Annotated in this window: 20 protein-coding genes; 8 read left to right on the top strand and 12 right to left on the bottom strand. The window is 72.2% G+C overall.

Annotation, left to right across the window (positions count from 1 at the left end; translation table 11 throughout):
• Positions 1-3: 3 nt before the first annotated feature.
• Complete coding sequence (locus ACWD1Z_RS29670; protein ID WP_389416021.1) at positions 4-654, bottom strand: mycothiol-dependent nitroreductase Rv2466c family protein; 651 nt, start codon at positions 652-654, stop codon at positions 4-6.
• Positions 655-790: 136 nt separating this feature from the next.
• Here ACWD1Z_RS29670 and pepN (ACWD1Z_RS29665) point away from each other — a divergent pair, with 136 nt between their 5' ends.
• Both pepN (ACWD1Z_RS29665) and ACWD1Z_RS29660 read left to right on the top strand, forming a co-directional pair.
• Positions 791-3,367, top strand: a complete 2,577-nt coding sequence (pepN, locus tag ACWD1Z_RS29665; protein ID WP_451122722.1) for an aminopeptidase N — start codon at positions 791-793, stop codon at positions 3,365-3,367.
• Positions 3,368-3,573: 206 nt separating this feature from the next.
• Positions 3,574-4,623 (top strand): hypothetical protein, encoded by a 1,050-nt coding sequence (locus tag ACWD1Z_RS29660; protein ID WP_451122721.1) that lies wholly within the window; start codon positions 3,574-3,576, stop codon positions 4,621-4,623.
• Between the two features lie 87 nt (positions 4,624-4,710).
• On the opposite strand, the gene ACWD1Z_RS29655 is transcribed toward ACWD1Z_RS29660, so the two are convergent.
• The 4 genes from ACWD1Z_RS29655 to ACWD1Z_RS29640 all read right to left on the bottom strand — a co-directional run bounded on the left by ACWD1Z_RS29655 (position 4,711) and on the right by ACWD1Z_RS29640 (position 9,336).
• A complete protein-coding gene (locus ACWD1Z_RS29655; RefSeq protein WP_451122720.1) occupies positions 4,711-5,853 on the bottom strand; it encodes a serine hydrolase domain-containing protein in 1,143 nt (380 codons plus the stop codon).
• 107 nt (positions 5,854-5,960) lie between these two features.
• The gene (locus ACWD1Z_RS29650) at positions 5,961-7,733 is read right to left on the bottom strand and encodes a TIGR03767 family metallophosphoesterase (RefSeq protein WP_451122719.1); all 1,773 of its coding nucleotides are present in this window, start codon (positions 7,731-7,733) and stop codon (positions 5,961-5,963) included.
• A 248-nt stretch (positions 7,734-7,981) separates the two neighbouring features.
• Positions 7,982-8,890 carry a pyridoxamine 5'-phosphate oxidase family protein gene (locus ACWD1Z_RS29645; RefSeq protein WP_451122718.1) on the bottom strand — a complete coding sequence of 303 codons (909 nt, stop codon included), beginning with the start codon at positions 8,888-8,890 and terminating at the stop codon, positions 7,982-7,984.
• Positions 8,891-8,892: 2 nt separating this feature from the next.
• Positions 8,893-9,336: a VOC family protein gene (locus tag ACWD1Z_RS29640; protein ID WP_451122717.1), complete on the bottom strand. Its 444-nt coding sequence runs from the start codon at positions 9,334-9,336 to the stop codon at positions 8,893-8,895.
• 113 nt (positions 9,337-9,449) lie between these two features.
• Here ACWD1Z_RS29640 and ACWD1Z_RS29635 point away from each other — a divergent pair, with 113 nt between their 5' ends.
• Positions 9,450-10,004: a CGNR zinc finger domain-containing protein gene (locus ACWD1Z_RS29635; protein ID WP_451122716.1), complete on the top strand. Its 555-nt coding sequence runs from the start codon at positions 9,450-9,452 to the stop codon at positions 10,002-10,004.
• 192 nt (positions 10,005-10,196) lie between these two features.
• Positions 10,197-13,487 (top strand): S8 family serine peptidase, encoded by a 3,291-nt coding sequence (locus tag ACWD1Z_RS29630; RefSeq protein WP_451122715.1) that lies wholly within the window; start codon positions 10,197-10,199, stop codon positions 13,485-13,487.
• A 49-nt stretch (positions 13,488-13,536) separates the two neighbouring features.
• Here ACWD1Z_RS29630 and ACWD1Z_RS29625 read toward each other — a convergent pair whose 3' ends face one another.
• A complete protein-coding gene (locus tag ACWD1Z_RS29625; protein WP_451122714.1) occupies positions 13,537-14,262 on the bottom strand; it encodes a hypothetical protein in 726 nt (241 codons plus the stop codon).
• A gap of 1 nt (position 14,263) precedes the next feature.
• Positions 14,264-14,803, bottom strand: coding sequence for an RNA polymerase sigma factor (locus ACWD1Z_RS29620; protein ID WP_451122713.1), 540 nt, complete (start codon positions 14,801-14,803; stop codon positions 14,264-14,266).
• A 191-nt stretch (positions 14,804-14,994) separates the two neighbouring features.
• On the opposite strand from ACWD1Z_RS29620, the gene ACWD1Z_RS29615 reads away from it, so the two are divergent.
• On the top strand, positions 14,995-15,438 hold the full coding sequence (locus tag ACWD1Z_RS29615) for a hypothetical protein (RefSeq protein ID WP_451122712.1): 444 nt from the start codon (positions 14,995-14,997) through the stop codon (positions 15,436-15,438).
• Between the two features lie 108 nt (positions 15,439-15,546).
• Entirely contained in the window at positions 15,547-16,563 is a 1,017-nt protein-coding gene (locus tag ACWD1Z_RS29610; RefSeq protein ID WP_451122711.1) for an aspartate-semialdehyde dehydrogenase, read from the top strand.
• Here ACWD1Z_RS29610 and ACWD1Z_RS29605 read toward each other — a convergent pair.
• The gene (locus ACWD1Z_RS29605; RefSeq protein WP_451122710.1) at positions 16,560-17,033 is read right to left on the bottom strand and encodes a DUF1203 domain-containing protein; all 474 of its coding nucleotides are present in this window, start codon (positions 17,031-17,033) and stop codon (positions 16,560-16,562) included. The genes ACWD1Z_RS29610 and ACWD1Z_RS29605 overlap by 4 nt on opposite strands.
• A gap of 112 nt (positions 17,034-17,145) precedes the next feature.
• On the opposite strand from ACWD1Z_RS29605, the gene pepN (ACWD1Z_RS29600) reads away from it, so the two are divergent.
• A complete protein-coding gene (gene pepN, locus ACWD1Z_RS29600; RefSeq protein WP_451122709.1) occupies positions 17,146-19,725 on the top strand; it encodes an aminopeptidase N in 2,580 nt (859 codons plus the stop codon).
• 57 nt (positions 19,726-19,782) lie between these two features.
• Here pepN (ACWD1Z_RS29600) and ACWD1Z_RS29595 read toward each other — a convergent pair whose 3' ends face one another.
• Genes ACWD1Z_RS29595 through ACWD1Z_RS29585 form a run of 3 tightly spaced genes read right to left on the bottom strand, consistent with a single transcriptional unit; the run spans position 19,783 to position 22,603 of the window.
• Positions 19,783-20,688: a LysR family transcriptional regulator gene (locus ACWD1Z_RS29595; protein ID WP_451122707.1), complete on the bottom strand. Its 906-nt coding sequence runs from the start codon at positions 20,686-20,688 to the stop codon at positions 19,783-19,785.
• Positions 20,689-20,702: 14 nt separating this feature from the next.
• Positions 20,703-21,623, bottom strand: coding sequence for a DMT family transporter (locus tag ACWD1Z_RS29590; protein ID WP_451122706.1), 921 nt, complete (start codon positions 21,621-21,623; stop codon positions 20,703-20,705).
• 32 nt (positions 21,624-21,655) lie between these two features.
• Positions 21,656-22,603, bottom strand: coding sequence for an EamA family transporter (locus tag ACWD1Z_RS29585; RefSeq protein WP_451122705.1), 948 nt, complete (start codon positions 22,601-22,603; stop codon positions 21,656-21,658).
• A gap of 109 nt (positions 22,604-22,712) precedes the next feature.
• On the opposite strand from ACWD1Z_RS29585, the gene ACWD1Z_RS29580 reads away from it, so the two are divergent.
• Positions 22,713-23,231 carry a MarR family winged helix-turn-helix transcriptional regulator gene (locus ACWD1Z_RS29580; RefSeq protein ID WP_451122704.1) on the top strand — a complete coding sequence of 173 codons (519 nt, stop codon included), beginning with the start codon at positions 22,713-22,715 and terminating at the stop codon, positions 23,229-23,231.
• 60 nt (positions 23,232-23,291) lie between these two features.
• On the opposite strand, the gene ACWD1Z_RS29575 is transcribed toward ACWD1Z_RS29580, so the two are convergent.
• The gene (locus tag ACWD1Z_RS29575) at positions 23,292-24,761 is read right to left on the bottom strand and encodes an FAD-dependent monooxygenase (protein ID WP_451122703.1); all 1,470 of its coding nucleotides are present in this window, start codon (positions 24,759-24,761) and stop codon (positions 23,292-23,294) included.
• Positions 24,762-24,822 lie beyond the last annotated feature (61 nt).

Here is a 24,822-nt window from a genome sequence, read left to right as displayed (position 1 = left end):
GTCTCACAGGTTGCTGAAGTCCGGGCCCTTGGTGCGGGTGCGCTTGATCTCGTAGAAGCCGGGCACCGAGGCGACCGCGAGGGTGCCGTCCCACAGGCGGGCGGCCTCCTCGCCCTTGGGGGCCGGGGTGACGACCGGGCCGAAGAAGGCGATCTGCTCGCCGTCGTCACCGGGCAGCGCGATCACCGGAGTGCCGACCTCCTGGCCGACCTTGTCGATGCCCTCCTTGTGGGAGGCGCGCAGCTCGGCGTCGAACTCGAAGTCCTTCTGGTCGAAGTAGTCGATCAGGTCGGCCGGCAGACCGACATCGGCGAGGGCGCCGGCGACGGCCTCCCGGGTCGGGCCCTCACCGTCGTTGTGGATACGGGTGCCGAGCGCCGTGTACAGCGGGCCGAGGATCTCGGAGCCGTGCTTCTGCCAGGCCGCGGTCACCACCCGGATCGGCTGCCACGCCTTGGTCTCCAGCAGGTCGCGGTACTCCTCGGGCAGTTCGTCCAGCTTCGGCTCGTTCAGCACGGCCAGGCTCATGATGTGCCAGCGGACCTCGATGTCGCGGACCTTCTCCACTTCCAGCACCCAGCGGGACGTCATCCAGGCCCAGGGGCACAGCGGATCGAACCAGAAGTCGACAGGGGTCTTCGCGGTCTCGGACATGGCTCTCCTAGGGAAGCGGTCTTTGACAGCCGCAACACCGGCCCCCGCCTCCCCCATTCCCGGCTGCCACCGCCCGAGCGCCCATGGCAGGATCGGGCCTGTCCGCATACTGAACACGCTGTGAGGAGCGCCCCCCGTGCCCGGTGAGAACCTGACCCGCGACGAGGCCCGGGAACGGGCCGCACTGCTGTCCGTCGACGGATACGACGTGTCCCTCGACCTGCGCTCCGCGGTCGGCGACGAGCCGGCGGACGGGCCGCGCACCTTCCGCTCGGTCACCACCCTCCGCTTCCGCTGCGCCGAGCCGGGCGCCACCACCTTCGCCGACCTGATCGCGCCGGGCGTCACCGCCCTGACGCTCAACGGCCGGGACCTCGACCCGAGCGAGGTCTTCGACGGCTCCCGGATCGCCCTGGAGGACCTCGCCGCCGACAACGAGCTGATCGTCGACGCGCAGTGCGCCTACTCCCGTACCGGCGAGGGCCTGCACCGCTTCGTCGACCCCGAGGACGGCGAGGTGTACCTGTACACCCAGTACGAGCCGGCCGACTCCCGCCGCGTCCACGCCTGCTTCGAACAGCCCGACCTCAAGGCGCCGTTCCGCTTCGAGGTGCGGGCGCCCGAGGGCTGGACGGTGTGGAGCAACGGCGTGGGCAAGCGGACCGACGGGGTGTGGCGGTTCGCGGAGACCAAGCCGATCTCGACGTACATCACCTGCGTGGTGGCGGGCCCGTACCACTATGTGACGGACTCCTACACCCGGACCCTCGACGACGGTACGACGCTGCGGATCCCGCTCGGCGCGATGTGCCGCAAGGGTCTCGCGCCGCACTTCGACGCCGACGACGTGTTCCTGGTGACCAAGCAGGGCCTGGACTTCTTCCACGACCACTTCGACTACCCGTACCCGTTCGGGAAGTACGACCAGGCCTTCGTGCCCGAGTACAACCTCGGCGCGATGGAGAACCCGGGGCTCGTCACCTTCCGCGAGGAGTACGTCTTCCGCGGCAAGGTGACCCAGGCGTCCTACGAGAGCCGGGCCAACGTCATCCTGCACGAGATGGCGCACATGTGGTTCGGCGACCTGGTCACCATGGAGTGGTGGGACGACCTGTGGCTGAAGGAGTCCTTCGCCGACTTCATGGGCTCCTTCGCGACGGTGGGCGCGACCCGCTTCACCGACGGCTGGATCACCTTCGCCAACCGCCGCAAGGCCTGGGCGTACCGCGCCGACCAGCTGCCCTCCACGCACCCGGTCACCGCGGACATCCGCGACCTGCAGGACGCCAAGCTCAACTTCGACGGGATCACCTACGCCAAGGGCGCTTCCGTGCTGAAGCAGCTCGTGGCGTACGTCGGCCAGGACGCGTTCCTGGAGGGCGCCCGCCGCTACTTCAAGCGGCACGCCTACGGCAACACCCGGCTCGGCGACCTGCTGTCGGTGCTCGGCGAGACCAGTGGCCGGGACATGGGCGCCTGGGCGCGGTCCTGGCTGCAGACGGCCGGGGTCAACTCCCTCACCCCGCAGGTGCTGCTGGACCCGGACGGCCGGGTCTCGGAGCTGGCGGTGGTGCAGGAGGCGCCCGAGTCCCACCCCGAACTGCGGCCGCACCGGGTCGCGGTGGGCCTGTACCGCCGTACCGGCGGGGTGCTGGAGCGGTACGCGCGGGCGGAGGTGGACGTCGAGGGACCGCGGACGGTCGTGGCGGAACTGGCCGGGGCCGAGGCGCCGGAGCTGGTGCTGGTCAACGACGACGACCTGACGTACTGCAAGACGCGGTTCGACGAGACCTCGCTGGCGGCGCTTCGCCAGGGCCTGGGCGACATGACCGATCCGCTGGCCCGCGCCCTGTGCTGGTCGGCGCTGTGGAACATGACGCGGGACGCGCTGCTGCCCGCCCGGGAGTTCATCGACCTGGTGCTGCGGTTCGCGGCCCGGGAGTCCGACATCGGCGTGCTCCAGATGCTGCACGCCTGGGCGGAGTCGGCGGCGGTGCACTACACGGCCCCCGCCCACCGCGAGCGGACGGACCAGCGGCTCGCCGAGAGCGCGGCGCTCCACCTGTCCACCGCCGAGCCGGGCAGCGAGCACCAGCTGGCGTGGGCGCGGTTCTTCGCCCGGGTGGCGAACGCGGCGCCCGCCTTCGAGATGCTGACCGGGCTGCTGGACGGCACGGTGACCCTGCCCGGTCTGGACGTCGACCAGGAGCTGCGCTGGGCGTTCCTGGACGCGCTCGCCGCCCATGACGTCGTCGGCGACAAGGAGCTGGCCGCCGAACTCGCCCGTGACGACACCGCGTCCGGCAAGCGCCACCTGGTGCGCTGCCTCGCCGCGCGTCCGCAGGCGTCGGTCAAGGCGCAGGCGTGGGCGCAGGTGGTGGAGTCGGACCAGTTGTCCAACGCGCTGGTGGAGGCGACCCTCGCGGGCTTCGCCCGGCCCTCGCAGCGGGAGCTGACGGCGCCGTACGCCGAGAAGTACTTCGCGGCGATCGAGCGGGTGTGGGCTGAGCGGTCCATCCAGATCGGCATGGTGGTCGTGCAGGGGCTGTTCCCGTCCCTGCAGGAGTCGCGGGAGACGCTGGACGCGGCGGACGCCTGGCTCCAGGCGCACCCGGAGGCCGCTCCCGCGCTGCGGCGGCTGGTGCTGGAGGCGCGGGACGATCTGGCGCGGGCGCTGCGCGGTCAGGCGTGCGACGCGGCGGCCGACGCCTGACCTTTGGCCACCGCTTGGCGCCTCCGTGACCGTTACGAAATTCAGCCAAGCGGAGCCGTAACCCCTGGTCCCACCCGAACGGACCAGGGGTTTTCCGTGCCTTCTCGGCATCCGAACACCCGCCCTTTAGGGCGAGCTTGTCCGGATTTGTCGACGGGCGTGTAACAGCGGTTAAGAGTCCGACCGGACGCGGGAATTCCCCCGTCATGAACCACAACACCCCGCTCTCCCCCCGCCCCCTCCACCAGCTCTCCGACGTCCGGCGGCGCGTGCTGACGGCCGCGCAGCTGCGGGCGCACGGAGTCCCGGCCGCCGAGATCACCGAGCAGTGCCGGGCCGGCGGCCCCTGGCAGCCGGTGCTCCCCGGTGTGTACCTGCTCCACCCCGGCCCCCCGACCAGCGAGGAGCGGCTGCACGCGGTGCTGCTGTACGCGGCGCGGGAGCGGAACGTGCAGGTGCCGCCGCAGCCGGGCGCGCAGGAGCCGCACCGGCCGGTGTACACCGAGTCGATGATCACGGGCCTGGCGGCGCTGACCCTGCACGGTTTCGCCGCGACGCCTCCGCTCACCGCCCTGGACACGATCGACGTCCTCGTCCCCCGGCTGCGCCGGCTCCGCTCGACGGGCTGCGCCCGCATCGTCCGTACGGCCGCCCTGCCGGCCCCCGAGGAGGTCACGGGCCTGCCCGTGGCGCCGGTTGCGCGCGCCCTGGCCGACGCGGTCGCCGAACTGTCGGACGCGGGCGCCGTACGCCGGCTGCTGACCGAGGCCGTCCGCGGCGGCCACTGCGAACCGGCGGCGCTGGTGAAGGAGTTGAGCCAGGCGAAGCTGCTGTCCCGGCCGCATGTCGTGGACGCCGTGGACTCCCTGCTCGCCGAGGGCCGGGCCATCGCGGAGGACCGCCTGTACACGATGGTCCGCGAGTACGGCCTGCCCGACCCGGTGTGGAACGTCGATCTGCGCCTGCCCGGCGGCCCGCACCTCGGCGGCCTGGACGCGTACTGGCCGGAACACGCAGTGGCGGTGGAACTGGACACCCGCGCCTCCCGCCAAGGCCACCGGCAGGACGACGACGCGCTGTGGTCGGAGTACGCCCGCAAGCGCGAGCACCTGGAGCGCCTCGGCATCACGGTCGTGTACGTGACGCCGAAGAAGCTGAGGGACACCATGGACCAGCAGGCGACCGTGATCCGCACGGCGCTGATGGCCTCGGCGGACCGTGACCCGGCCGCCTATGTCGTGGTGCTGCCCCGGTAGTGACGGACCGCAGAGGCATCAGGAGGGGAGAGGAGGGGCCGTCCGGACCGTGCCGGGCGGCCCCTCCTCATGTGCTCCCCCGGTGGTCTACTCGCCGCAGTACTCCGCCTCCAGGACCGCGTCGGCGTCCCCGGACCAGTCACCGTTGAAGTTGAACGACAGGGCGTGCCGGCCGTCGGCCGTGGTCACCGCCTCCGAGGTGGAGCCGTGGATGCCGCCGCCGTGGCCCCAGACGGTGACGCCGCAGGTCAGTTCGCGTTCGATCAGGCCCAGGCCGTAGCGGGCGTTCGGGATGGTGTCGGCCTTGACCGTGGTCTTCATCTCCTTCAGCTGCTCGGGCGGCAGCAGCCGGCCCTTCAGCAGGGCCGTGTAGAAGCGGTTCAGGTCGGCCGAGCCGGAGATCATCTCGCCCCCCGCGTAGGCCAGGGAGGGGTTGAGCTTCGTGACGTCGTACGTCGGGCCCGTCGTCGACTCGGCGAGCTTGGAGTACGCCCGGCTGCTGGGCTGGGGGACGGTGACCCGGGTGCCGGGGACCGAGGTGGCGCGCAGGTCCAGCGGGGCGAGGATGCGGTCGCGGATCTCCTCGCCGTACCCGCGTCCCGTGGCCTTCTCGATGACCATGCCCGCCAGGACGTAGTTGGTGTTGGAGTAGTACCAGTCCGTGCCCGGTTCGAAGTCCGGTTTGTGGGTCATGGCGATGGCGACCAGGTCCTCGGGTGCCTTGGTGTCGTAGCGGTGCCGGAAGAAGCCGTCCTTGAGGACGTACGTCTCCACGAAGGTCTGGTCGTCGGTGTAGTTGGAGATGCCGCTGGTGTGGTTGAGGAGCTGGCGCAGGGTGATCCCGCGGCCGTCGTGGCCGTTGCCCTCCACCAGGCCCGGCAGCCAGGTGTCGACCGTGTCGTCCAGCGACAGCCGGCCCTCCGCCTCCAGCTGGAGCAGCACGGTGGCGACGAAGGTCTTGGTGATGCTGCCGACGCGGTAACGGTCGTCCACGGACCGCGCCTTGCCGGTCCTGAGGTTGCCGACGCCGGCCGTGGCCGACCAGGTGCGGCCGTCGGTGCGCGCGCCGGCGGTCACCCCGGGCACCCCGTCCTTGACCGCCGCCTTCATGGCCTCGCGGGTGGCCGAGTGAGTGCCGCCCTCGCCCTGGGCGGCCGCGGGACCCGCCAGGGCGGCCGAGAGCGCCACGGCCGTGGCCGCCACCAGCATCGCCCGTACTCGTGTGGTCATGTCTTCCCCCTGTCATCGCCCGGCGCCTCGGTGCGCCGGGCCGGTCGGAAGGGCAGACCTGGGACGGTTGGGGAAGGTTGAGCGGGAGTGGGCCGGTTGAGTAAGTCTCAGCCCTTTTTGAGCACCAGCTCGGTGTTCCGGTCGGCGCTGCCTCCCGCGAGGTCCGTCCGGGCGCCGGGGGCGTTGCAGGAGATCTCGCGGTAGAGGGCGGCGAGGCCGGTCTGGGAGAGGTCGGCGAAGTCCGTGCGGTGCGGTGCCGCGGCCTCCACGCAGGTGGTGAACAGGGAGATCGTGCCGTCCTTGTTGTCCGCCAGCTCGATGACCCGGGCGAGCTGGGGGAAGTCGACGTGCGAGGCGGTGGAGATCTCCCAGAAGGAACGCCCGTCGGGTGCCGGGTGCGGGGTGATGGCGTTGCGGTGGATGTGGCCGTTCACCCAGGCCAGGACGTTGTCGTGGCGGGCGAGGAGGGCGATGACCTCCTGGCCGTTGTGCCGCCGCTCGTTCGGCCGGGCCGGGTCGCGGCGGGTGTTGTCCATCGTCTTGCTGGTGTGGTGGCTGAAGACGATGGCGTACGAGTCCGCGTTGTCCCGCAGCGTCCGGTCCAGCCAGCGCAGCTGGGCGCTGCCGACGGAGCCCTCGTAGTGGCCGCCCGCGTCGGTGGTGTCCAGGCTGATGCCGATGACGTCGTCGGCGATGCGGAAGCTGTAGTACTGGGTGCCCGCGTCGAGGTTCGCCGAGGAGTAGCCGTGCCCGGCCGGGCCGACGCCCTGGAACGCCGGGTCGAGGTGGGCCTTGATGTACTCGGTCGGGGTGTAGGGCGCGCGCCGCTCGTCCGCGGTGACCGAGCGCATGTTCCGGGAGTGCGCCTTGAGCAGCTCGCGGAACTGCACGCCCTCGGGGTCCTTGGCCTTGCGCAGGGCTTCCTGGAGCTTCTTGGCCTCGGCCGCGGGCAGGCTCATCAGCTTCTTGCCGCCGACGGCGAAGTCGGTGAGCCAGGTGTCGCGGTGCGAGGCGTAGCAGCCGAGCGGCATGGCGTCGTGGTTGCCGACCGTGGAGTACCAGGGGATGGACAGGCCGGGGCTGCGCAGCTCCCGCATGGCGGCGGCGAGGAAGCCCTCCAGGTACGGGAAGCCGCGCTGCTTGTCGGCGTCGCGGACGGCCGAGTCGGGCTGCCAGTACTGCTTGAGACCGCTGTTGAGGACGCCCTCGTAGTGCTTGGGGTCACCGGAATTGGGGGTGATCCGGCCGCCGCTCATGACGGTGAGGAACCACTCCAGCTCGGAGCGGGCGTTGTTGTCGGTGTTGTCGCCGGTGGTCATGGCGAACTGGAGCGGGGCGCCGGTGACGGGGGCGCCCCGCAGCGCGTTGACCCGCTCGACCAGCGAGACGGCGCCGTGCACGGTCAGCGCCTCCTGCGGGCGCCAGGCGTGCACGTCGGTGGAGCGCAGGAACTCCAGGCGCATCGGGTGCTGGGCGTCGATGATGTGCAGGTCGGTGAGTTGCACGAACGCGGCGAGCGTCGTACGGCGGTCGGCGCGGCCCGACTTGGGGGCGGCCAGCTCGCCGCGGACCACCCGGGGCCAGCCGCGGCCGTTGGCGAGCCGGCGGTAGCCGGAGGTGCCGCGCGGGGCGGCGACGCTCGCGAGGGTGGTGCCCCGGGTGTAGGGGGCGAGCGGCAGGAAGGGCGCCCGGCGTCCGGAGGCGACCGGCGCCTCCTGGGCGGCTGCGTCCGCGGGGGCGCCGGAGGTGGCGGCCTGGCTGTCGGTGGGCCGCAGGGCGTAGCCGACTCCGGCGGAGAGGGACACCGCCCCGGCGGCGGCGAGGACGGTACGGCGGTGGACGCCCAGCGCGGAGCTGGCGACAGAGCGTATGCGCGACATGGCGCGGTCTCCCCGAGTGCGTGACGCGTCGGCAGTGGTCGCGGGGCGTCGCTGACGCGAACAACCCGCTCGCTCTGGATCGTTGGCACCGGGAATGACCTGCGCGTGAACGAGGCGGCAACGCGCAGCGCCGATCACCGTACGTGGATCTTGGGCTACCCTGTGCGCCCCCGGCCGCTCCTCGGGCGGCCGGAAGGCGGTTGCTCCGTGTTCATCTTCGCGGGTAACCGGGGGGTGTCGGGCCCTGCTCAGGGCCGCCCCGGGTTCGCGGGAGAGTACTCCGGCGCGGACCAGCGCAGGGGGACCGCGGCCGGGATCTCCGTCGCCTCGGACAGGGTGAACCGGACACGTCGTTCGGGAGCGAACTCCGTGCGGGCCTCGCCGGTGAGGTGCAGTGCCGTGCCGGTCGTCCAGTCCAGGAAGAGCAGTCCGGCGCGCGGGTCGGCGGCGAGGTTGCCGAGGGACAGGAACATGGAGTTGCCCGGGTAGTCCGCCCAGCTCAGTTCGCGCGGTGAGTCGACGCGTACGAAGCCGGGGTTGCCGCCGCGATGGCTGGCGTCGGCGCCGCCCTCGTGGACGCTGGCCAGGAAGAAGGTGTCGGCGGCGGCGAGGAACCGCGCCTGGGCGTCGGACAGTTCGGTGGCCGTCAGGGGCTCCCCCGGCCTGCGGTCGGGCAGTATCTCGTAGGTCTCCCTCCGCTGGAGGTACTTCGGGCAGTTGGCGAAGACGCGGTCCGCGTCGATGGCGAGCCCGCCGGGGGTGGGCCGGAGCCGTCCGTTGAGCCGCATCCGGCGCCGGGTGCGCGGGTCGAGGGCGATGGTGCCGACCGGGGCGCCCTCGGTGGCGAGGGCCGCGGCGAGCGGGGAGGCCGGGGAGACCCCTCCCCCACTGCTCGACGCGTGGGAGACACCCCCAGCGACGGAGATCCGCCGGGGCCCGGTGGCCCGGACGAACCCGGGCGGGCCGGCCAGCGGCACCGCCCACACCCTGCCGGTCGCCGGGTCGGCGGCGCCGGCCACCAGCAGCGGCTGGAGGCCGAGGAAGGCGGCGGCCACCGGCTTGATGCCCTCCCCGATGGACCGGCCCACGTGGTCGGCGAGGTCCCGCACGCCGAGCCGGTCCTGCACGGCGAGCGAGCCCGCGTGGTAGACGCTCATGACTAGAAGAAGCCGCAGGTCGGCGCGGAACCGTAGGGCGCCGGGGCGCCCTCGGCGCCGCTCGGCACCGAGATCTCCAGCCGGATGCCGTCGGGGTCGTAGAAGAAGATGCCGCCGGACCCGGCGCCCTCGGCGTGGGCCACCACCCCCTCGTGCGCGAACCGCACGCCGTACTCGCGCAGGGCGCTCTCGTAGGCGCGGACCCGCTCGACGGAGTCCGCCTGGAAGGCGAGGTGGTGCAGGCCGGAACGGCTGTCGTCGTACGGTCCCGCGGCCTGCTGCCAGAGCGCGAGGACGAGCGTCTCGCCGTCCCCCAGCAGCGCGAACCGCCGGTCCTCCTCCTTGCCCTCGGCGAGCGGGGTGAAGCCGAGGACGTCCCGGTAGAAGGCGAGCGAGCGGTCGAGGTCGGTGACGTTCAGGCCGGTGTGGCCGGTGCGCAGTGCCATGGGTTTCCCTCCACTGTGTCTAACCTGTGTAAGTGAGGTTAGTGGTTAGATTCAGCGGGTGTCAACCAGTCATCTACTCTTGACCGGTTAGCACGGAAGGGAGCCCCCCCCGCATGTCCGACCCCCGCCCCCACCGGCCCGACCCCCGCCCGCACACCGGCGAGCCGCTCGCGCTGGACCTGCTGAACACGCGCTGGATGCAGGACGGAGCCCCCCAGGACCTGCTGACGGACACCGAGGGGCTCGCGATCTGGCTCGCCGCGAACGGCCTGGACGGCACCTTCGACGCCGACGCCACGACCCTGCGCCACCTCCTCCAGGCCCGGGACGCGGTGAAGGCGGCCGTCGACGGCTCGCCGCAGGACGCGGCACCGCTCGTCGACGCCGTCCTCGCGCACGGCCGGATCCGGGCCACGCTCACCGCCGAGGGGCCCGGGGAGCTGCCCGAGTTCCCCTCCCCCGCCTGGGGTCCGGCCTGGCTCGCCGCCCGGAACTACCTGACGCTGCTCACCACCGCGCCGGACCGGATCCGGGCCTGCGCCCACGAGGCCTGCGTCCTGTACTTCTTCGACACCTCACGCAACGGCACCCGCCGCTGGCACTCCATGGCGACCTGCGGCAACCGCGCCAAGGCGTCCCGGCACTACGCGCGCACCAAAGAGGACTGAGGGCCCGAGAAGGCCCGAAGAGGACGAAGGCGCCGTGGCGACTTGTACCGTTCGCCACGGATCACCCGGAAAGGGATAGCGGGTTTTCCCCATCCCTCGATTTCGTTTGAGTCAACTCTCCCCAAACATCTGTCCCCTGGGTAAGGCTGAGCGATCGCTCCACGCTCGTTCCTTTACCTACAAGGGATGCTGATGACCCACACCCCCCAGCGCGAACCCATATCGGGTGCCAGACGCGCGGCCCGGATAGCCGTGGCCGCGGGGCTCGTGGCCGCGCTCTCCGCCGCCGGACCGATCCCCCTGGCCTTCGCCGAGGACGCCCCGGCCGCGGCCGACCCCGCCGTCAAGTCCGCGCACGACAAACTCGGTTCGGACGACGCGGACCTGCTCGCCGACGCCAAGGCGGCCGGCGACAAGAACGTCACGATGATGATCGCCACCGCCCCCGGCCGGACCGAGCAGGTCGCCGCGGACCTGGACGCGGTCAAGGGCGGCTCCGTGGGCCGCGCCTACGACAAGCTCGGCTACGTCCGCGCCACCGTCCCGACGGCCAGGGCGGACGCCGCCATCGCCGCCGCGGCGAAGCTCTCCTCCGTGCACGGCATCGACCTGCGCGAGGAGATCCCGCTGGACGACCCGGCCGTCGACACCAAGGAGTCGGCGTCGACCGCGGCCGCCTATCCGGCCCCCGGCAAGAACACCCCGGCCGAGAACCCGTACAACCCCTCCTTCGAGACCGGTGCCGTCGACTTCGTCGAGGACCACCCGAAGGCGGACGGCCGCGGGATCACCATCGGTGTCCTGGACTCGGGCGTGGACCTCTCCCACCCGGCGCTCCAGAAGACCACCACCGGTGAGCGCAAGATCGTCGACTGGGTCACCGCGACCGACCCGATCGTCGACAGCGACGCCACCTGGCGCGCGATGACCACCAGCGTCTCCGGGCCCAGCTTCACCTACTCCGGCCGCACCTGGACGGCACCCGCCGGGTCGTACCAGGTCAACGTGTTCCGCGAGTCGGTGACCGCGGGTGGCGACGCCAAGGGCGACGCCAACCGGGACGGGGACACCACCGACGTCTGGGGCGTGCTGTACGACGCCGCGGCCGGCACGGTCCGGGTCGACCTGAACAACAACGCCGACTTCGGTGACGACACCCCGATGAAGCCGTACAAGGACGGCTTCCAGATCGGCTGGTTCGGCACCGACAACCCCGGCACCGAGGTCGCCGAGCGCCAGCCGTTCGTCGTGGAGATCCGCAAGGACGTCCCGATGGACCCCTACGGCGGTGACTGGGTCGGGCAGAAGCGCGACTTCGTCAACATCGGTGTCATCGAGTCCGAGCACGGCACCCACGTCGCCGGCATCACCGCCGCCAACGGCCTGTTCGGCGGCGAGATGAACGGCGCCGCGCCCGGCGCGAAGGTCGTCTCCTCGCGCGCCTGCACCTGGACCGGCGGCTGCACCAACGTGGCGCTGACCGAGGGCATGATCGACCTCGTCGTCAACCGCGGTGTCGACATCGTCAACATGTCCATCGGCGGTCTGCCGGCGCTCAACGACGGCAACAACGCGCGCGCCGAGCTCTACACCCGCCTGATCGACACCTACGGCGTCCAGCTGGTGATCTCCGCGGGCAACTCCGGCCCCGGCACCAACACGATCGGCGACCCGGCCCTGGCCGACAAGGTCATCTCGGTCGGCGCGTCCGTCTCCAAGGAGACCTGGGCGTCCAACTACGGCTCGCTGGTGCAGAAGTCGTACGCGATGATGCCGTTCTCCTCCCGCGGCCCGCGCGAGGACGGCGGCTTCGCCCCGACGCTCGTGGCGCCGGGTGCCTCCGTCAACACCATCCAGACCTGGCTGCCGGGCCTCCCGGTCGCCGAGGCGGGCTACTCGCTGCCGGCCGGCTACGGCATGCTCCAGGGCACCTCGATGGCCTCCCCGCAGGCCGCGGGCGCCTCGGCGCTGCTGCTGAGCGCCGCCGAGCAGAAGGGCATCGCGCTCACCCCGGCCAAGCTGCGCACCGCGCTCACCTCGACCGCCGACCACATCAGCGGGGTCCAGGCGTACGAGGAAGGCGCGGGCCTGATCAACGTCGAGGACGCCTGGGACGCCATCAAGGACGGCGCCACCGCGCACACCTACACGGTGAAGGCGCCGGTCGACACCGCACTCGACCAGTTCCTGAAGACCCCGGGCTTCGGCACCGGCCTGTACGACCGTGAGGGCGGTCTGAAGGCCGGCCAGAAGAAGACGTACGAGATCACCCTGACCCGTACGTCCGGCGCCGACCGCGCGATCCGGCACGAGCTGCACTTCGAGAACAACGCCGGGGACACCTTCCGGATCGTCGGCTCCGACGAGGTGAACCTGCCGCTGAACCAGCCGGTCACCGTCAAGGTGCAGGCCGCGCCGAGGTCCGCCGGGCTGAAGAGCGCGATCCTGGAGGTCGACGACCCGCGCACCGAGGGCATCGACAAGCAGGTCATGTCCACGGTCGTGGTCTCCGCGCCGCTGCGGTACACCTACTCGGCGTCCGGCTCGGTGCAGCGCAACAGCCACAAGTCGTACTTCGTGACCGTGCCCGAGGGCGCCAAGTCGCTGGAGGTCGCGATCGGCGGGCTGAAGGCCACCAGCCAGACCCGCTTCATCGCCATCCACCCCTACGGCGTTCCGTCGGACACCACGTCCACGCCGAACTGCTACAACAACTACCTCGACGGCAACGGCTGCCGGCCGGACGTGCGTTCCTACGCCGACCCGCAGCCCGGCGTCTGGGAGATCGAGGTCGAGTCGCGCCGTACGTCGCCGCTGCTCGACAACCCCTACAAGCTGGACGTCACCGTGCTCGGCGCGGTCTTCGACCCGGAGACCGTGACCGTGCCGGAGGCCAAGGTGGGCACCCCGGTCGAGGCGTCCTGGAAGGTGACGAACAAGTTCGCCGCCCTCGACGGCAAGCTGGCCGGCGGTCCGCTCGGCTCCTCCAAGTCGGCCCGGCCGACCATCGCCGACCACGAGACGCACACCACCACGGTCGAGGTGCCCGCGGGCGCCGCGTCCCTGGACGTCGCCATCGGCAATGTCTCCGACACGGCCGCCGACCTGGACCTGACGGTCTACGACAAGGACGGCAAGCAGGTCGCGCAGGCCGCGGACGGCGACTCGGAGGAGGCGGTCTCGCTCCCGAAGCCGGCCGCCGGCACGTACACCATCGAGGTCGTGGGCTACGCGGTGCCGTCCGGCTCCACCGCCTACGACTACCTGGACGTGTTCTTCTCCGCCGCGCTCGGCTCGGTCAGCGTCGACGGGTCGGCGCCGGTGAAGCTGGGCACGGGCGACTCCGCCACGGTCTCCGCGAGCGTCACCGTCGCGGCCGCCGCGCCGGAGGGCCGTGAGTTCTTCGGCCAGGTCGAACTGCTCAACGCGCGCGGCACGGTCGCGGGCACCGGCAGCGTGAAGATCGAGAACGTCACGCCGTAGCGCTACGGCTGTACCAGGGGCGGGCGTCCGTACGGGCGCCCGCCCTTTCTCATCCGCAGCCCAGGGAGCGGGCCTCGGCCAGCGAGCCGTTGATCCGGTCCCGTTCCCGGGCGACCTCCGTCCCACCGATGACCCACATGTCCGGCGGGGCGCCCTTCTCCGGGACGCCGAACAGGACGTGGTCGCCCGCGCGCAGGCCGGGAGCGGTGTTCTCCTCGATCACCCAGCTGAGGTCGTCGCCCTTCTCCGGTCCGGGCTTCTCGGGCTGGTAGACCCGCGTCAGCTCCACGCTCACCCGGATCAGCCGCGGGTCGGTGGCGGGGACCGGTTCGGCGGAGCCGACCTCGCCCTCGGCGACCAGGTAGGCGCAGGCGAGATAGCGGGGGCTGCCGAACAGCACGCCCTCGCTGGTGTCCTGCTGCGCCTCCTGCGCGGCGCCGGAGGCCGAGTCGGCGCTGCCCGCCCCCGGGTCGGCCTGCACCACCAGCCAGCCGAGCCCCGCCATCACGGTCGCCGCGGCGGCCACCGCGAGGGAGCCGACGGCGAGCCGAAAGGCACGGCGCCGCACCGGCCGTACGGGTACGGGCGCCGGTGCGGGCTTGGGCGCATCCCCTCCCAAAGCCCGGCCGATGAGGTCCAGTTGCTCGCGCAGTGCGGTGATGTCGGCGGTGGCCGCGCGGTGTTCGGCGCGGCAGGCGGCGTCCGCGTCCTCGGGCAGGGGTTCGCCGGTGAGCGCGGCCATCAGCGCGTCGACGCCGTCGTGTTCGGCGGTCACGTTACACCACCTCGTCCTCGTGCAGGCGGGCGCGCAGGGCCCGTACCGCCGTGTGCAGCCGGCTCTTCACCGTGCCCTCGGGGACGGCGAGTTGCTCGGCGATGTCCCGTACCGGCAGGTCGGCGTAGAAGCGCAGGACGACCACCTGGCGCTGGGCGTCGGGCAGTTCGTCCAGGCCCTGGGCCACGGCGAGGGAGAGCAGGCTGGTGTCCTCGCCGGAGGGGTGCTCGCTCTGGCGCAGGGCCGCGAGCCGCTCGCCGAGCCGTTCCTGCCGCTTCTTGGCCCGGTGCCAGTCCATGGCCAGGTTGGAGGCGACGACCGCCGCCCACGCCGAGACGTCCCGCGGCGCCTCCCGGCCGCTCGCGGCGCGCTCCAGCAGCCGCAGGCGGACCTGCTGCACCCCGTCCGGCAGGTCCGCCTGCGGCACCCCGCCGAGCGCGAGCACCGCCCGCACCCTGCGCTCCTGAGCCGCGTCCAGGGGATCGTCCAGTGCGTCGCGCACCGGGTCCCCCTGGCCGCGGCGGGTCTTTCCGCGCAGCACAGCCACCCCTCCCCTCGCCGCGTTTCCCCTATGACGCCGGTCCGAGCGGAAACGTTCGGCCCGCACCGCGGAATCTTTTCTTCACATCGTCCTCACTGTCACCATGTGACGAGGCGCCGCTGCTCACCGGCCCGGCCGAGGGCAAGGGCACCACGGTCCTGCGGTACCCGGGGCCGCCCACGCTGATGACCGTGCGCAAGACCTCCCTGGGCAAGGACGAGAAGCTGTCCGTGTACGCCGTGAACCACCCGTTCGGCAGGCCGGTGATCGTCGTCGACACCCACGGCCGCCGGCGCCCCTCGCTCGGTCCCGTCTTCGTCGACCCGGGCGGCTCCTGCTTCGTGTCCGTCTACGCCACCGACGGCACGAAATGGCGGCTGGAGCCGGAGGCGCTCGGCGCGGCGACCGGGCTCGGCCCGCGGAACCAGGGCGAGGGATACGGAGTCGTACGTCACACCGGGCCCGAGGCCGAGATGGTGGTCGCCGGGTCGAGCGGGATCACGCACGTCTACGAACTGGACGAAAACCTGTTCCCCAAGCGGAAAATCACGGGTTCTTCCGGGCCGTACCGGATCCAGAGCGCAATCCTGCACGTCCGGGCGCTGGGCGGGTGGGTGATCGAACTGCGGCCCTGACGCGAATGGCGTCCCATCCCTCGGGCAAACGATTGGACACAACGGCCTGGAGGGGACGCATCATGGAAACGTCCAGGCCACGCAATGCGCCACAGCGAAGGAGTCACCGTGAGGGTCGGAATCGTCGGAGCCACCGGACAGGTCGGCACGGTCATGCGCAGGATCCTCACGGAGCGGAACTTCCCCGTCACGGAGCTGCGCCTGTTCGCCTCGGCCCGCTCCGCGGGGACGGTCCTGGACGGTGTCACGGTGGAGGACGCTTCGACGGCCGACTACACGGGCCTGGACATCGTGCTGTTCTCGGCGGGCGGCGCGACCTCCAAGGCGCTGGCCGAGAAGGTCGCCGCGCAGGGCGCGGTCGTGATCGACAACTCCTCCGCCTGGCGCAAGGACCCCCAGGTCCCGCTGGTCGTCTCCGAGGTGAACCCGCACGCCGTCGCCGACCGGCCCAAGGGCATCATCGCCAACCCGAACTGCACCACGATGGCCGCGATGCCCGTGCTCCGGCCGCTGCACCACGAGGCGGGCCTGGAGGCGCTGGTCGTCGCCACCTACCAGGCGGTGTCCGGGTCCGGGCTCGCGGGCGTGGCCGAGCTGCACGGCCAGGCCCAGAAGGTGGTCGCCGAGGCCGACCGGCTGACCCATGACGGCGAGGCGGTCGACTTCCCCGACCCGCAGGTCTACAAGCGCCCCATCGCCTTCAACGTGCTGCCGCTGGCCGGGTCGATCGTCGAGGACGGCCTGAACGAGACCGACGAGGAGCAGAAGCTCCGCAACGAGTCCCGCAAGATCCTGGAGATCCCCGGCCTGAAGGTCTCCGGCACCTGTGTCCGGGTCCCGGTCTTCGCCGGCCACTCCCTCCAGGTCAACGCCCGCTTCGCCCGCCCGATCAGCGCGGCGCGCGCGACCGAGCTGCTGGCCGGCGCCCCCGGCGTGGTCCTCTCCGACATCCCGACCCCGCTCCAGGCGGCCGGCAAGGACGCCTCCTTCGTCGGCCGCATCCGCGAGGACGAGACGGTGGAGCACGGTCTGGCCCTGTTCATCTCCAACGACAACCTCCGCAAGGGCGCCGCGCTGAACGCGGTGCAGATCGCGGAGCTGGTGGCGGCCGAGCTGAAGGGCTAGGCCCTCCTGACCTCGTAGAGGAAGCAGCCGTACTCGACGGCCCGGACGTGGACGAGTGCCACGGCCGGGTCGTCGAACGCGTCGCGGAAGGCGTCGTCGTCCGGGGCGGCGACCAGCGCTCCGCCGAGGATGCGGCCGTCGGCCGAGTAGCGGCGGACGGTGCGGTGGGCGTGGGCGAAGGGATAGCCGCCGCCCTCGTCCGGGCCCGCGCACTCCTCGGCGTGGAGGAAGACCGGGCCCTGTTCGTCGTAGGGGCCGGGGTCCGCGCCCGTCTGCGCCGCCCAGCGGCGCAGCGGCGCGTAGCTGACCAGCGCGATCCGCTCGCCGGGCGCGCTGCGGCGCAGACAGCAGCGCAGCGGCGCCCCGCCCTCCTCGTCGGTCAGCGCAACGGCCGGGCGCCCCGCGTCGTCGAGGGAGCGCAGCTCCTTGAGCGCCAGGGCGGGGACGGGTCGTACGCGGTAGATCGTCATGCCTCCACGCTGCCGTCCCCCGGCCCCGTTCACCGGCGGTAAACGGACATCGCCTTCCACACAGATCCCATGGAAGGATGACCGAACCCACACATAACGAGGAGATGACCGCGTGCCTGGCACAAACCTGACTCGCGAAGAGGCGCAGCAGCGGGCGAAGCTGCTCACCGTTGACTCGTACGAGATCGATCTCGACCTCTCCGGCGCGCAGGAGGGTGGTACCTACCGGTCCGCGACCACGGTGCGCTTCGACGTCGCCGAGGGAGGGGCCGAGTCCTTCATCGACCTCGTCGCTCCCGCCGTGCACGAGGTCACCCTCAACGGTGACGCGCTCGACCCGGCCGAGGTCTTCAAGGACTCCCGGATCGCGCTGCGCGGGCTGCTGGAGGGCCGCAACGTCCTGCGGGTCGTCGCGGAGTGCGCCTACACCAACACCGGTGAGGGCCTGCACCGGTTCGTCGACCCCGTCGACAACCAGGCTTACCTCTACACCCAGTTCGAGGTGCCGGACGCCCGCCGGGTCTTCGCCTCCTTCGAGCAGCCGGATCTGAAGGCCACCTTCCGGTTCACCGTGAAGGCGCCGGCCGGCTGGACCGTCGTCTCCAACTCGCCCACGCCCGAGCCCAAGGACGACGTCTGGGCCTTCGAGCCGACCCCGCGGATCTCCACCTACATCACCGCGCTGATCGTGGGCCCGTACCACTCGGTGCACAGCGCCTACGAGAAGGACGGCCAGTCGGTCCCGCTCGGCATCTACTGCCGTCCCTCGCTCGCCGAGTACCTGGACTCGGACGCGATCTTCGAGGTCACCCGGCAGGGCTTCGACTGGTTCCAGGAGAAGTTCGACTACGACTACCCGTTCCAGAAGTACGACCAGCTGTTCGTGCCGGAGTTCAACGCGGGCGCGATGGAGAACGCGGGCGCGGTGACCATCCGCGACCAGTACGTCTTCCGCTCCAAGGTGACGGACGCGGCGTACGAGATCCGCGCCGAGACGATCCTGCACGAGCTGGCCCACATGTGGTTCGGCGACCTGGTCACCATGGAGTGGTGGAACGACCTGTGGCTGAACGAGTCGTTCGCCACCTACACCTCCATCGCCTGCCAGGCGTACGCGCCCGGCTCGCGCTGGCCGCACTCGTGGACGACGTTCGCCAACTCCATGAAGACCTGGGCCTACCGCCAGGACCAGCTGCCCTCCACGCACCCGATCATGGCCGAGATCCGCGACCTGGACGACGTCCTGGTCAACTTCGACGGCATCACCTACGCCAAGGGCGCCTCCGTCCTGAAGCAGCTGGTCGCGTACGTCGGCATGGACGAGTTCTTCCGGGGCGTGCAGGCGTACTTCAAGGCGCACGCGTTCGGCAACACGCGGTTGAGCGATCTGCTGGGCGCGCTGGAGGAGACCTCCGGCCGTGATCTGAAGTCCTGGTCGAAGGCGTGGCTGGAGACGGCCGGCATCAACGTCCTGCGCCCGGAGATCGAGACGGACGCGGAGGGCCTGATCACCTCCTTCGCGATCCGCCAGGAGGCCCCCGCCCTGCCCACCGGGGCGAAGGGCGAGCCGACGCTGCGCCCGCACCGGATCGCGGTCGGCCTGTACGAGCGCGACGAGGCCGGCGGCAAGCTGGTGCGCCGGGAGCGGGTCGAGCTGGACGTGGACGGCGAGCTGACGGCCGTACCGCAGCTGGTGGGCAAGCGCCGTCCGGCGGTCGTGCTGCTCAACGACGACGACCTGTCCTACGCCAAGGTCCGGCTGGACGAGGAGTCGCTGGCCTTCGTCACCGAGCACCTCGGCGACTTCGAGTCGTCTCTGCCGCGCGCGCTGTGCTGGGCGTCGGCGTGGGACATGACGCGGGACGCCGAACTCGCCGCCCGCGACTACCTCTCGCTGGTCCTGTCCGGCATCGGCAAGGAGTCGGACATCGGTGTCGTGCAGTCGCTGCACCGGCAGGTGAAGCTGGCGATCGACCTGTACGCCGACCCGGCCGCCCGGGACTCCCTGCTGTCCCGCTGGACCGAGGCGACGCTCGCGCATCTGCGGGCGGCCGAGGCGGGCAGCGACCACCAGCTCGCGTGGGCGCGCGCCTTCGCGGCCGCGGCCCGTACGCCGGAGCAGCTCGATCTGCTGGAGGCGCTGCTGGCCGGCTCGCGGTCCATCGAGGGCCTGGCCGTCGACACGGAACTGCGCTGGGCGTTCGTGCACCGCCTGGCCGCGGTGGGCCGCTTCGACGAAGCGGAGATCGCGGGCGAGTACGAGCGGGACCGGACGGCGGCCGGTGAGCGGCACGCGGCCACCGCCCGCGCGGCCCGCCCGACCGCGGAGGCGAAGGAGGCGGCCTGGGCCTCGGTCATCGAGTCGGACAAGCTCCCGAACGCGCTGCAGGAGGCGGTGATCGGCGGCTTCGTCCAGACGGACCAGCGGGAGCTGCTGGCGCCGTACACGGACCGGTACTTCGAGGTCCTGAAGGGCATCTGGGACAGCCGCTCGCACGAGATCGCGCAGCAGATCGCGACCGGCCTGTACCCGACGCTCCAGGTCTCCGAGGAGACCCTGGCGAAGACGGACGCCTGGCTGGCCTCCGCCGAGCCGGGCGCGGCCCTGCGCCGGCTGGTCTCGGAGTCCCGGGCGGGCGTGGAGCGCGCCCTGCGGGCCCAGGCGGCGGACGCGGCGGCGACGGCCGAGTAGCCGACGGTACGGATACCAGGAGGGGCGCCCGGTGCCACACCGGGCGCCCCTTCGCGCTCAGCTCCCGAGCCCCGCGGCAGCCTCCCGCAGGGCGTCCAGCACCCGCCCCACCGCGGGTGCGTCCTCCGCGCCCCTGCGCACCGCGGCCACCACATGCCGGACCGGCCGCTCGGTGGCGAGCTCCCGCATCGCGACGCCGTCCCGGGGCACCGCGGCCATCCGGGGCACCAGCGCCACCCCCATCCCCGCCTCGACCATCGCGAGGATCGCGGTCCAGCCGGTCGCCGCGTGCCCGGGGTGCGGAGTGAACCCGGCCGCCTCGCACGCCCCCCGGGTGATGTCCGACCAGGGCCCGCTCCCGCCGAAGATCCACGGCTCGGAGGCGAGTTCGGCCAGCCGCAGGCTCTCCGCGGCGGCCAGCGGATGGTCCAAGGGCAGTGCCACGTCCAACGGGTCCGCCAGCAGGGTCACCCGGGTGAACCGGGCGTCCACCGCGCTCGGCGCCTGCGCCGCCAGCGACAGGGCCAGGTCGACGTCCCCGCCGCCCAGCAGCTCGTACGCCTCCCCCGCCTCGGCCTCCCGGACCTGCACCCGCACTCCGGGATGCCCCGCCCGCAGCGCCCGCACGGCCGGAACGACCAGCGCGGGTACGGCGGTGGAGAAGGCCCCCACCCGGACCTCACCGGCCTCCCCGTGCAGGTACGCGGCCAACTCCGCGTCCGCCCGCTCCAGTTGCTCGAACACCGCCTCGGCGTGCCGCAGTACCAGCCGGGCCGCGTCGGTCAACCGCACCCCGCGCCCCCGCGCCTCCAGCAGGGGCACCCCCAACTGCTTGGCCAGGTTGGTCAGCTGCTGCGACACGGCCGACGGAGTCATCCGCAGCGCCTCCGCGGTCGCCGTCACCGTCCCGCGCTCCCGCAACGTCCGCAGAATCAGCAGCTTCCGGATGTCCCACTCGGCCATGGCCGCAACCTACGTCACCGCCGCGCCCCGGCCCCCAGCACCACCCCGCCCAGGATCAGCCCCGCGCACAGCACCTGCGGCCGGCCGACCGTCTCCCCCAGCAGCGCCCAGGACAGCAGCGCCACACACACCGGCTGCAGGTAGTACACGATCCCGGCGCGGGCGGCCCCGATCAGCGCGATCGCCCGGTTCCAGGCGAAGAAGGCGACGGCGGAGGAGGCGACACCGACGTAGACCAGCGGCAGGACCGTGTCGGCGGTGGGCGTGAAGCCGCCCTGCACCGCGAGGCTCACCCCCTGCGCCGGCAGCAGCAGGGCCGCACCCACCAGGAACGTGGTGAACAGGAAGGCCGCGCCGCCCAGTTCGGCGGGCTTGCGCCGCAACAGGGCGCTGTAGCCCGCGAAGCAGCAGGCCGCCCCGATCATCCACAGGTCCCCGGCCGCGAAGTGCCCGCCACCTCCGACGAGCAGCAGCACCCCGGCCCACGCGACCAGCAGCCCGGCGACCCGCCGCCCGCCCAGCCGCACCCCGCCCAGCCGTTCGAGGACCGCCATCAGCACCGGCGACGCCGCCATGATCAGGCCCATGGTGGCGGCCGGCGTGGTCAGCCCGGCCTGGTTGACGAGGGTGTTGTAGACGCTGACGCCGAGCAGCGCGGCGAGCACCACGAATCCGAGGTGCCGGCGGATCAGCGCCCGCTGCCGCCAGGCCCGCCGGGCGCCGAAGGGGGCGACCGCCGCGAGCGCCACGATCCACCGCCAGAACGCCTGCTGCACCGGCGGCACGCTGTCGTGCAGCGCCCGCGAGGTGACGAAGCTGCCGGACCAGACGAGGGTGGCGAGGGCGGCCAGCGCGAGGCCGAGGACGGGGGCTGCCGTCCTCGGCCTCGGCGCGCGGGAGGCCGTACGGGTGATCCGGTCGGCTGTGACAGCCACAGAGGTCCTTTCGCTTCGGTGATCGCGGGGATCTACCGTCGCAGCGCCGGACCTGTCACGTCCATCGAATCTTTTCGAGCATTCCTTTCAGTAAAACGGAACGTTCGCGCGGGGCCGTCGCTCCCTCCCGGCAGCAGCTGCCCGGCGACGGTCGCGCCCAGCGCCAGCGCCATGCCCGCCAGTTGCACCGGTGTCAGCGACTCCCCCAGCGCCGCCCAGCCGACGACCGCCGCCGTGAGCGGGGAGAGCGGGACCAGGAAGGTGACCTGGGTCGCGGTGAGGCGGCCGATGCCACGGAACCAGAGCCAGTACGCGACCGCCGTACCGGCCAGCGCGAGGTAGAGGTAGCCGCCGGCCGCCCGGGCGTCCAGGGCGGGTGGCGCGCCCTCGACCAGGAACGCGACCGGGGCGATCAGGGCTCCTCCGACGGTCAGCTGCCAGCCGGCCAGGGCGGTCGGGCCCGCACCCTCGGGGCGGCCCCACTTCTTCGCCAGCACGGTCCCGGTGGACATCGACGCGGTGGAGGCGAGGGCGGCGAGCACACCGAGGGCGTCCAGCGCCCCGACCGCCTTCAGGACGACCAGTCCGACGCCGAACGCCGCGACCGCCCCCGTCACCAGCGCGCGTGCCGTCGGCCGCCGGCTCAGCAGCAGCGCCGACAGCCCCACCACGAACAGCGGCCCGACCGAACCGACCACCGCCGCGAGCCCTCCGGGCAGGCGGTACGCCGCCAGGAACAGCAGCGGGAAGAAGGCGCCGATGTTCAGGGCGCCGAGCACCGCCGCCCGCCCCCACCAGGCGCCGCGCGGCAGCACCCGGGCGAGCGCGAGGAGCAGCAGACCGGCGGGCAGGGCCCGCATCAGGCCGGTGAACAGGGGGCGGTCCGGCGGAAGGAACTCGGTGGTGACGTAGTACGTGGTGCCCCAGGAGACCGGTGCCAGGGCAGTGACGGCGGTGAACGCGAGGCGGCCGGCGGCCATGGGACGCACCCTTCGAAGGATTAGGTCGATAGAAAGTAGCTTACCTCTAAGGTACTTTCCGTCAAGCCACTTTCTTGCGGCCGACCCTACGGGCCGGGATACTCCCCGCATGAACGCACGCCCGGAGCAGCGCAAGGACGCCGTCGACGCGATCATCGACCAGTGGGCGGCCGTGCGGCCCGACCTCGACACCGCCGCGATGGAGGTCTTCGGGCGCATCTCGCGCCTGGCCCGCACGATGGGCGACCGCATGGAGAAGGCGTACGCCCGCTTCGGGATCTCCCGGGGCGAGTTCGACGTCCTGGCGACCCTGCGGCGCTCCGGCGAGCCGTACACCCTCTCGCCGCGCCAGCTGTCGGCGACGCTGATGCTGACCACCGGGGGCATGACCGGCCGGCTGGACAAGCTGGAACGGGCGGGACTGCTCCGGCGCTCCCCCGACCCGCACGACCGCCGGGGGCTCCAGGTGACGCTGACCGAGGAGGGGCTGAGCACGGTCGACCGGGCGGTCGGCGCGGGGCTCGCCCTGCAGACGGAGGCGCTCGCCACCCTGGACGCCGAACAGGCCGGCCAACTGGCCGACCTGTTGCGGGAGTTGCTGGAGGGGACGCGGGAGTCCGACCGCTAGGTCCGGTCGCCAGGTCCTGTCGTCAGGACCTGGGGGGGCTTGGCGCCCGCGGCCCGGGGCTCAGCGCGCGAGGGCGATGCGCTCCCCCACGTGTTCCACCACCGCCGCCTCGATGTCCGCCGGCTCCGCGGCGTCCGCCGCCCAGGCCACGTATCCGTCGGGCCGCACCAGCACCGTCGTACGGCTGCCGCTGCCGCGGCCCGTGCGGCGCTCCACCGTGAGCCAGTCCTCCAGGCCCGTCTTGTCCTCGCACTTCTGCGGGGTGATCAGGACGAACCGGCCGCCGCGCAGGGCCTCGTAGAGCCGGCCGCTCTCCAGGGCGAGGTCCGGGACGCGGGCCCCGGTGAGGCGGTGGGCGCCGCTGGGGGCGTCGTACTTGACGCCGATGCCGGTGATCTGGAGGGCCAGCTTGCGGCGGACCGGGGTGAGGGCGTTGAGGGTGGAGGCGACCACCGCGCGCAGGCCCAGCGTCCAGGCGTGCTTGGCCATCGCGAGGCGGACGATCGCGCCGCTGCTGCGCATGGCCTCCGTGCCGACGGGGTGGCGCTCGGCCTGGTAGGTGTCGAGCAGCGCGTCGTCCGCGCGACCCTGGAGCACGGCCGCGAGCTTCCAGCTGAGGTTGGCCGCGTCCTGCATGCCGATGTTCATGCCCTGGCCGCCGGCCGGGGTGTGCACGTGCGCGGCGTCGCCGGCGAGGAAGGCCCGGCCCACCCGGTAGGCGGGCGCCTGGCGTTCGTCGCTGTGGAAGCGGGACAGCCACTTGGCGTCGTGCATGCCGAAGTCACGGCCCGCGGCGAGCCGGACGGTCTCCTTGACCTCCTCCAGGTGGAGCGGCTCGCTCTCGGAGGTGTCCCGGCGGCGGTTCCAGGCGACGACCCGGTAGTAGCCGTCACCGAAGGACGCGAAGAACACGAAGGCGTCCCCGTTGGAGTGCACGGAGAGCAGGTTCTCGGGCTCCTCGGCGAGCCGGACGTCGGCGAGCAGGACGGAGCGGATCACGGAGCGGCCCGGGAAGGGCAGGCCGATCGCGCCGCGCACGGTGCTGTGCATGCCGTCGGTGCCGACGACGTACGCCGCCCGCAGCTCCTCGCTCGTCCCGTCGGGGCCGCGCGCCTCGACCGTGACCCCGTCCTCGTCCTGCCGGACCCCGGTCACCTCGGTCTCGAACCGGAACCGGACCCCGGCCTCGAACGCGCGCCGCTCCAGGATCCGCTCCATCTCGTACTGCGGGAGGAGAAGGATGTGGTTGAAGCGGGAGGGGAGGGTGTCGAACTCGACGGTGAGCCGGGTGAACAGGTTCATCCGGTCCAGCCGGCGACCCAGGGACTCCACCTCGTCGGAGAGCTCCCGGGCGTCGAGGAGTTCGAGGGTGCGGGCGTGCACGACGATCGCGCGCGAGAGGTTGCTGATCTTGTGCGGGCGCTTCTCGACGAGGGTCACGGGGACACCGGCGGCGGCGAGGTCACCGGCCATCAGGAGACCGGTGGGGCCGCAGCCGACGACGATCACGGAGTGGGGGGTGTCGTTCATGGTGGCCTCCTGTTGCCAACGCCTACCAGACTGCCAACGCTTGTTTGCCAACGCTCGTTGA

The organism is Streptomyces sp. NPDC002784 (genome assembly GCF_053592135.1).
Note: the sequence above shows the minus strand (reverse complement) of the source record. Positions and strands in the feature narration are given on the sequence as shown.

Excerpts from the sequence above, each read along its gene's own strand:
- ACWD1Z_RS29660 (WP_451122721.1), top strand. The coding sequence starts at position 3,574 with ATGAACCACAACACCCCGCTCTCCCCCCGCCCCCTCCACCAGCTCTCC.
- ACWD1Z_RS29605 (WP_451122710.1), bottom strand. The coding sequence starts at position 17,033 with ATGACGATCTACCGCGTACGACCCGTCCCCGCCCTGGCGCTCAAGGAG.
- ACWD1Z_RS29575 (WP_451122703.1), bottom strand. The coding sequence starts at position 24,761 with ATGAACGACACCCCCCACTCCGTGATCGTCGTCGGCTGCGGCCCCACC.
- ACWD1Z_RS29630 (WP_451122715.1), top strand. The coding sequence starts at position 10,197 with ATGACCCACACCCCCCAGCGCGAACCCATATCGGGTGCCAGACGCGCG.
- ACWD1Z_RS29635 (WP_451122716.1), top strand. The coding sequence starts at position 9,450 with ATGTCCGACCCCCGCCCCCACCGGCCCGACCCCCGCCCGCACACCGGC.
- ACWD1Z_RS29640 (WP_451122717.1), bottom strand. The coding sequence starts at position 9,336 with ATGGCACTGCGCACCGGCCACACCGGCCTGAACGTCACCGACCTCGAC.
- ACWD1Z_RS29670 (WP_389416021.1), bottom strand. The coding sequence starts at position 654 with ATGTCCGAGACCGCGAAGACCCCTGTCGACTTCTGGTTCGATCCGCTG.
- ACWD1Z_RS29580 (WP_451122704.1), top strand. The coding sequence starts at position 22,713 with ATGAACGCACGCCCGGAGCAGCGCAAGGACGCCGTCGACGCGATCATC.
- ACWD1Z_RS29595 (WP_451122707.1), bottom strand. The coding sequence starts at position 20,688 with ATGGCCGAGTGGGACATCCGGAAGCTGCTGATTCTGCGGACGTTGCGG.
- ACWD1Z_RS29645 (WP_451122718.1), bottom strand. The coding sequence starts at position 8,890 with ATGAGCGTCTACCACGCGGGCTCGCTCGCCGTGCAGGACCGGCTCGGC.
- ACWD1Z_RS29650 (WP_451122719.1), bottom strand. The coding sequence starts at position 7,733 with ATGTCGCGCATACGCTCTGTCGCCAGCTCCGCGCTGGGCGTCCACCGC.
- ACWD1Z_RS29585 (WP_451122705.1), bottom strand. The coding sequence starts at position 22,603 with ATGGCCGCCGGCCGCCTCGCGTTCACCGCCGTCACTGCCCTGGCACCG.
- ACWD1Z_RS29655 (WP_451122720.1), bottom strand. The coding sequence starts at position 5,853 with ATGACCACACGAGTACGGGCGATGCTGGTGGCGGCCACGGCCGTGGCG.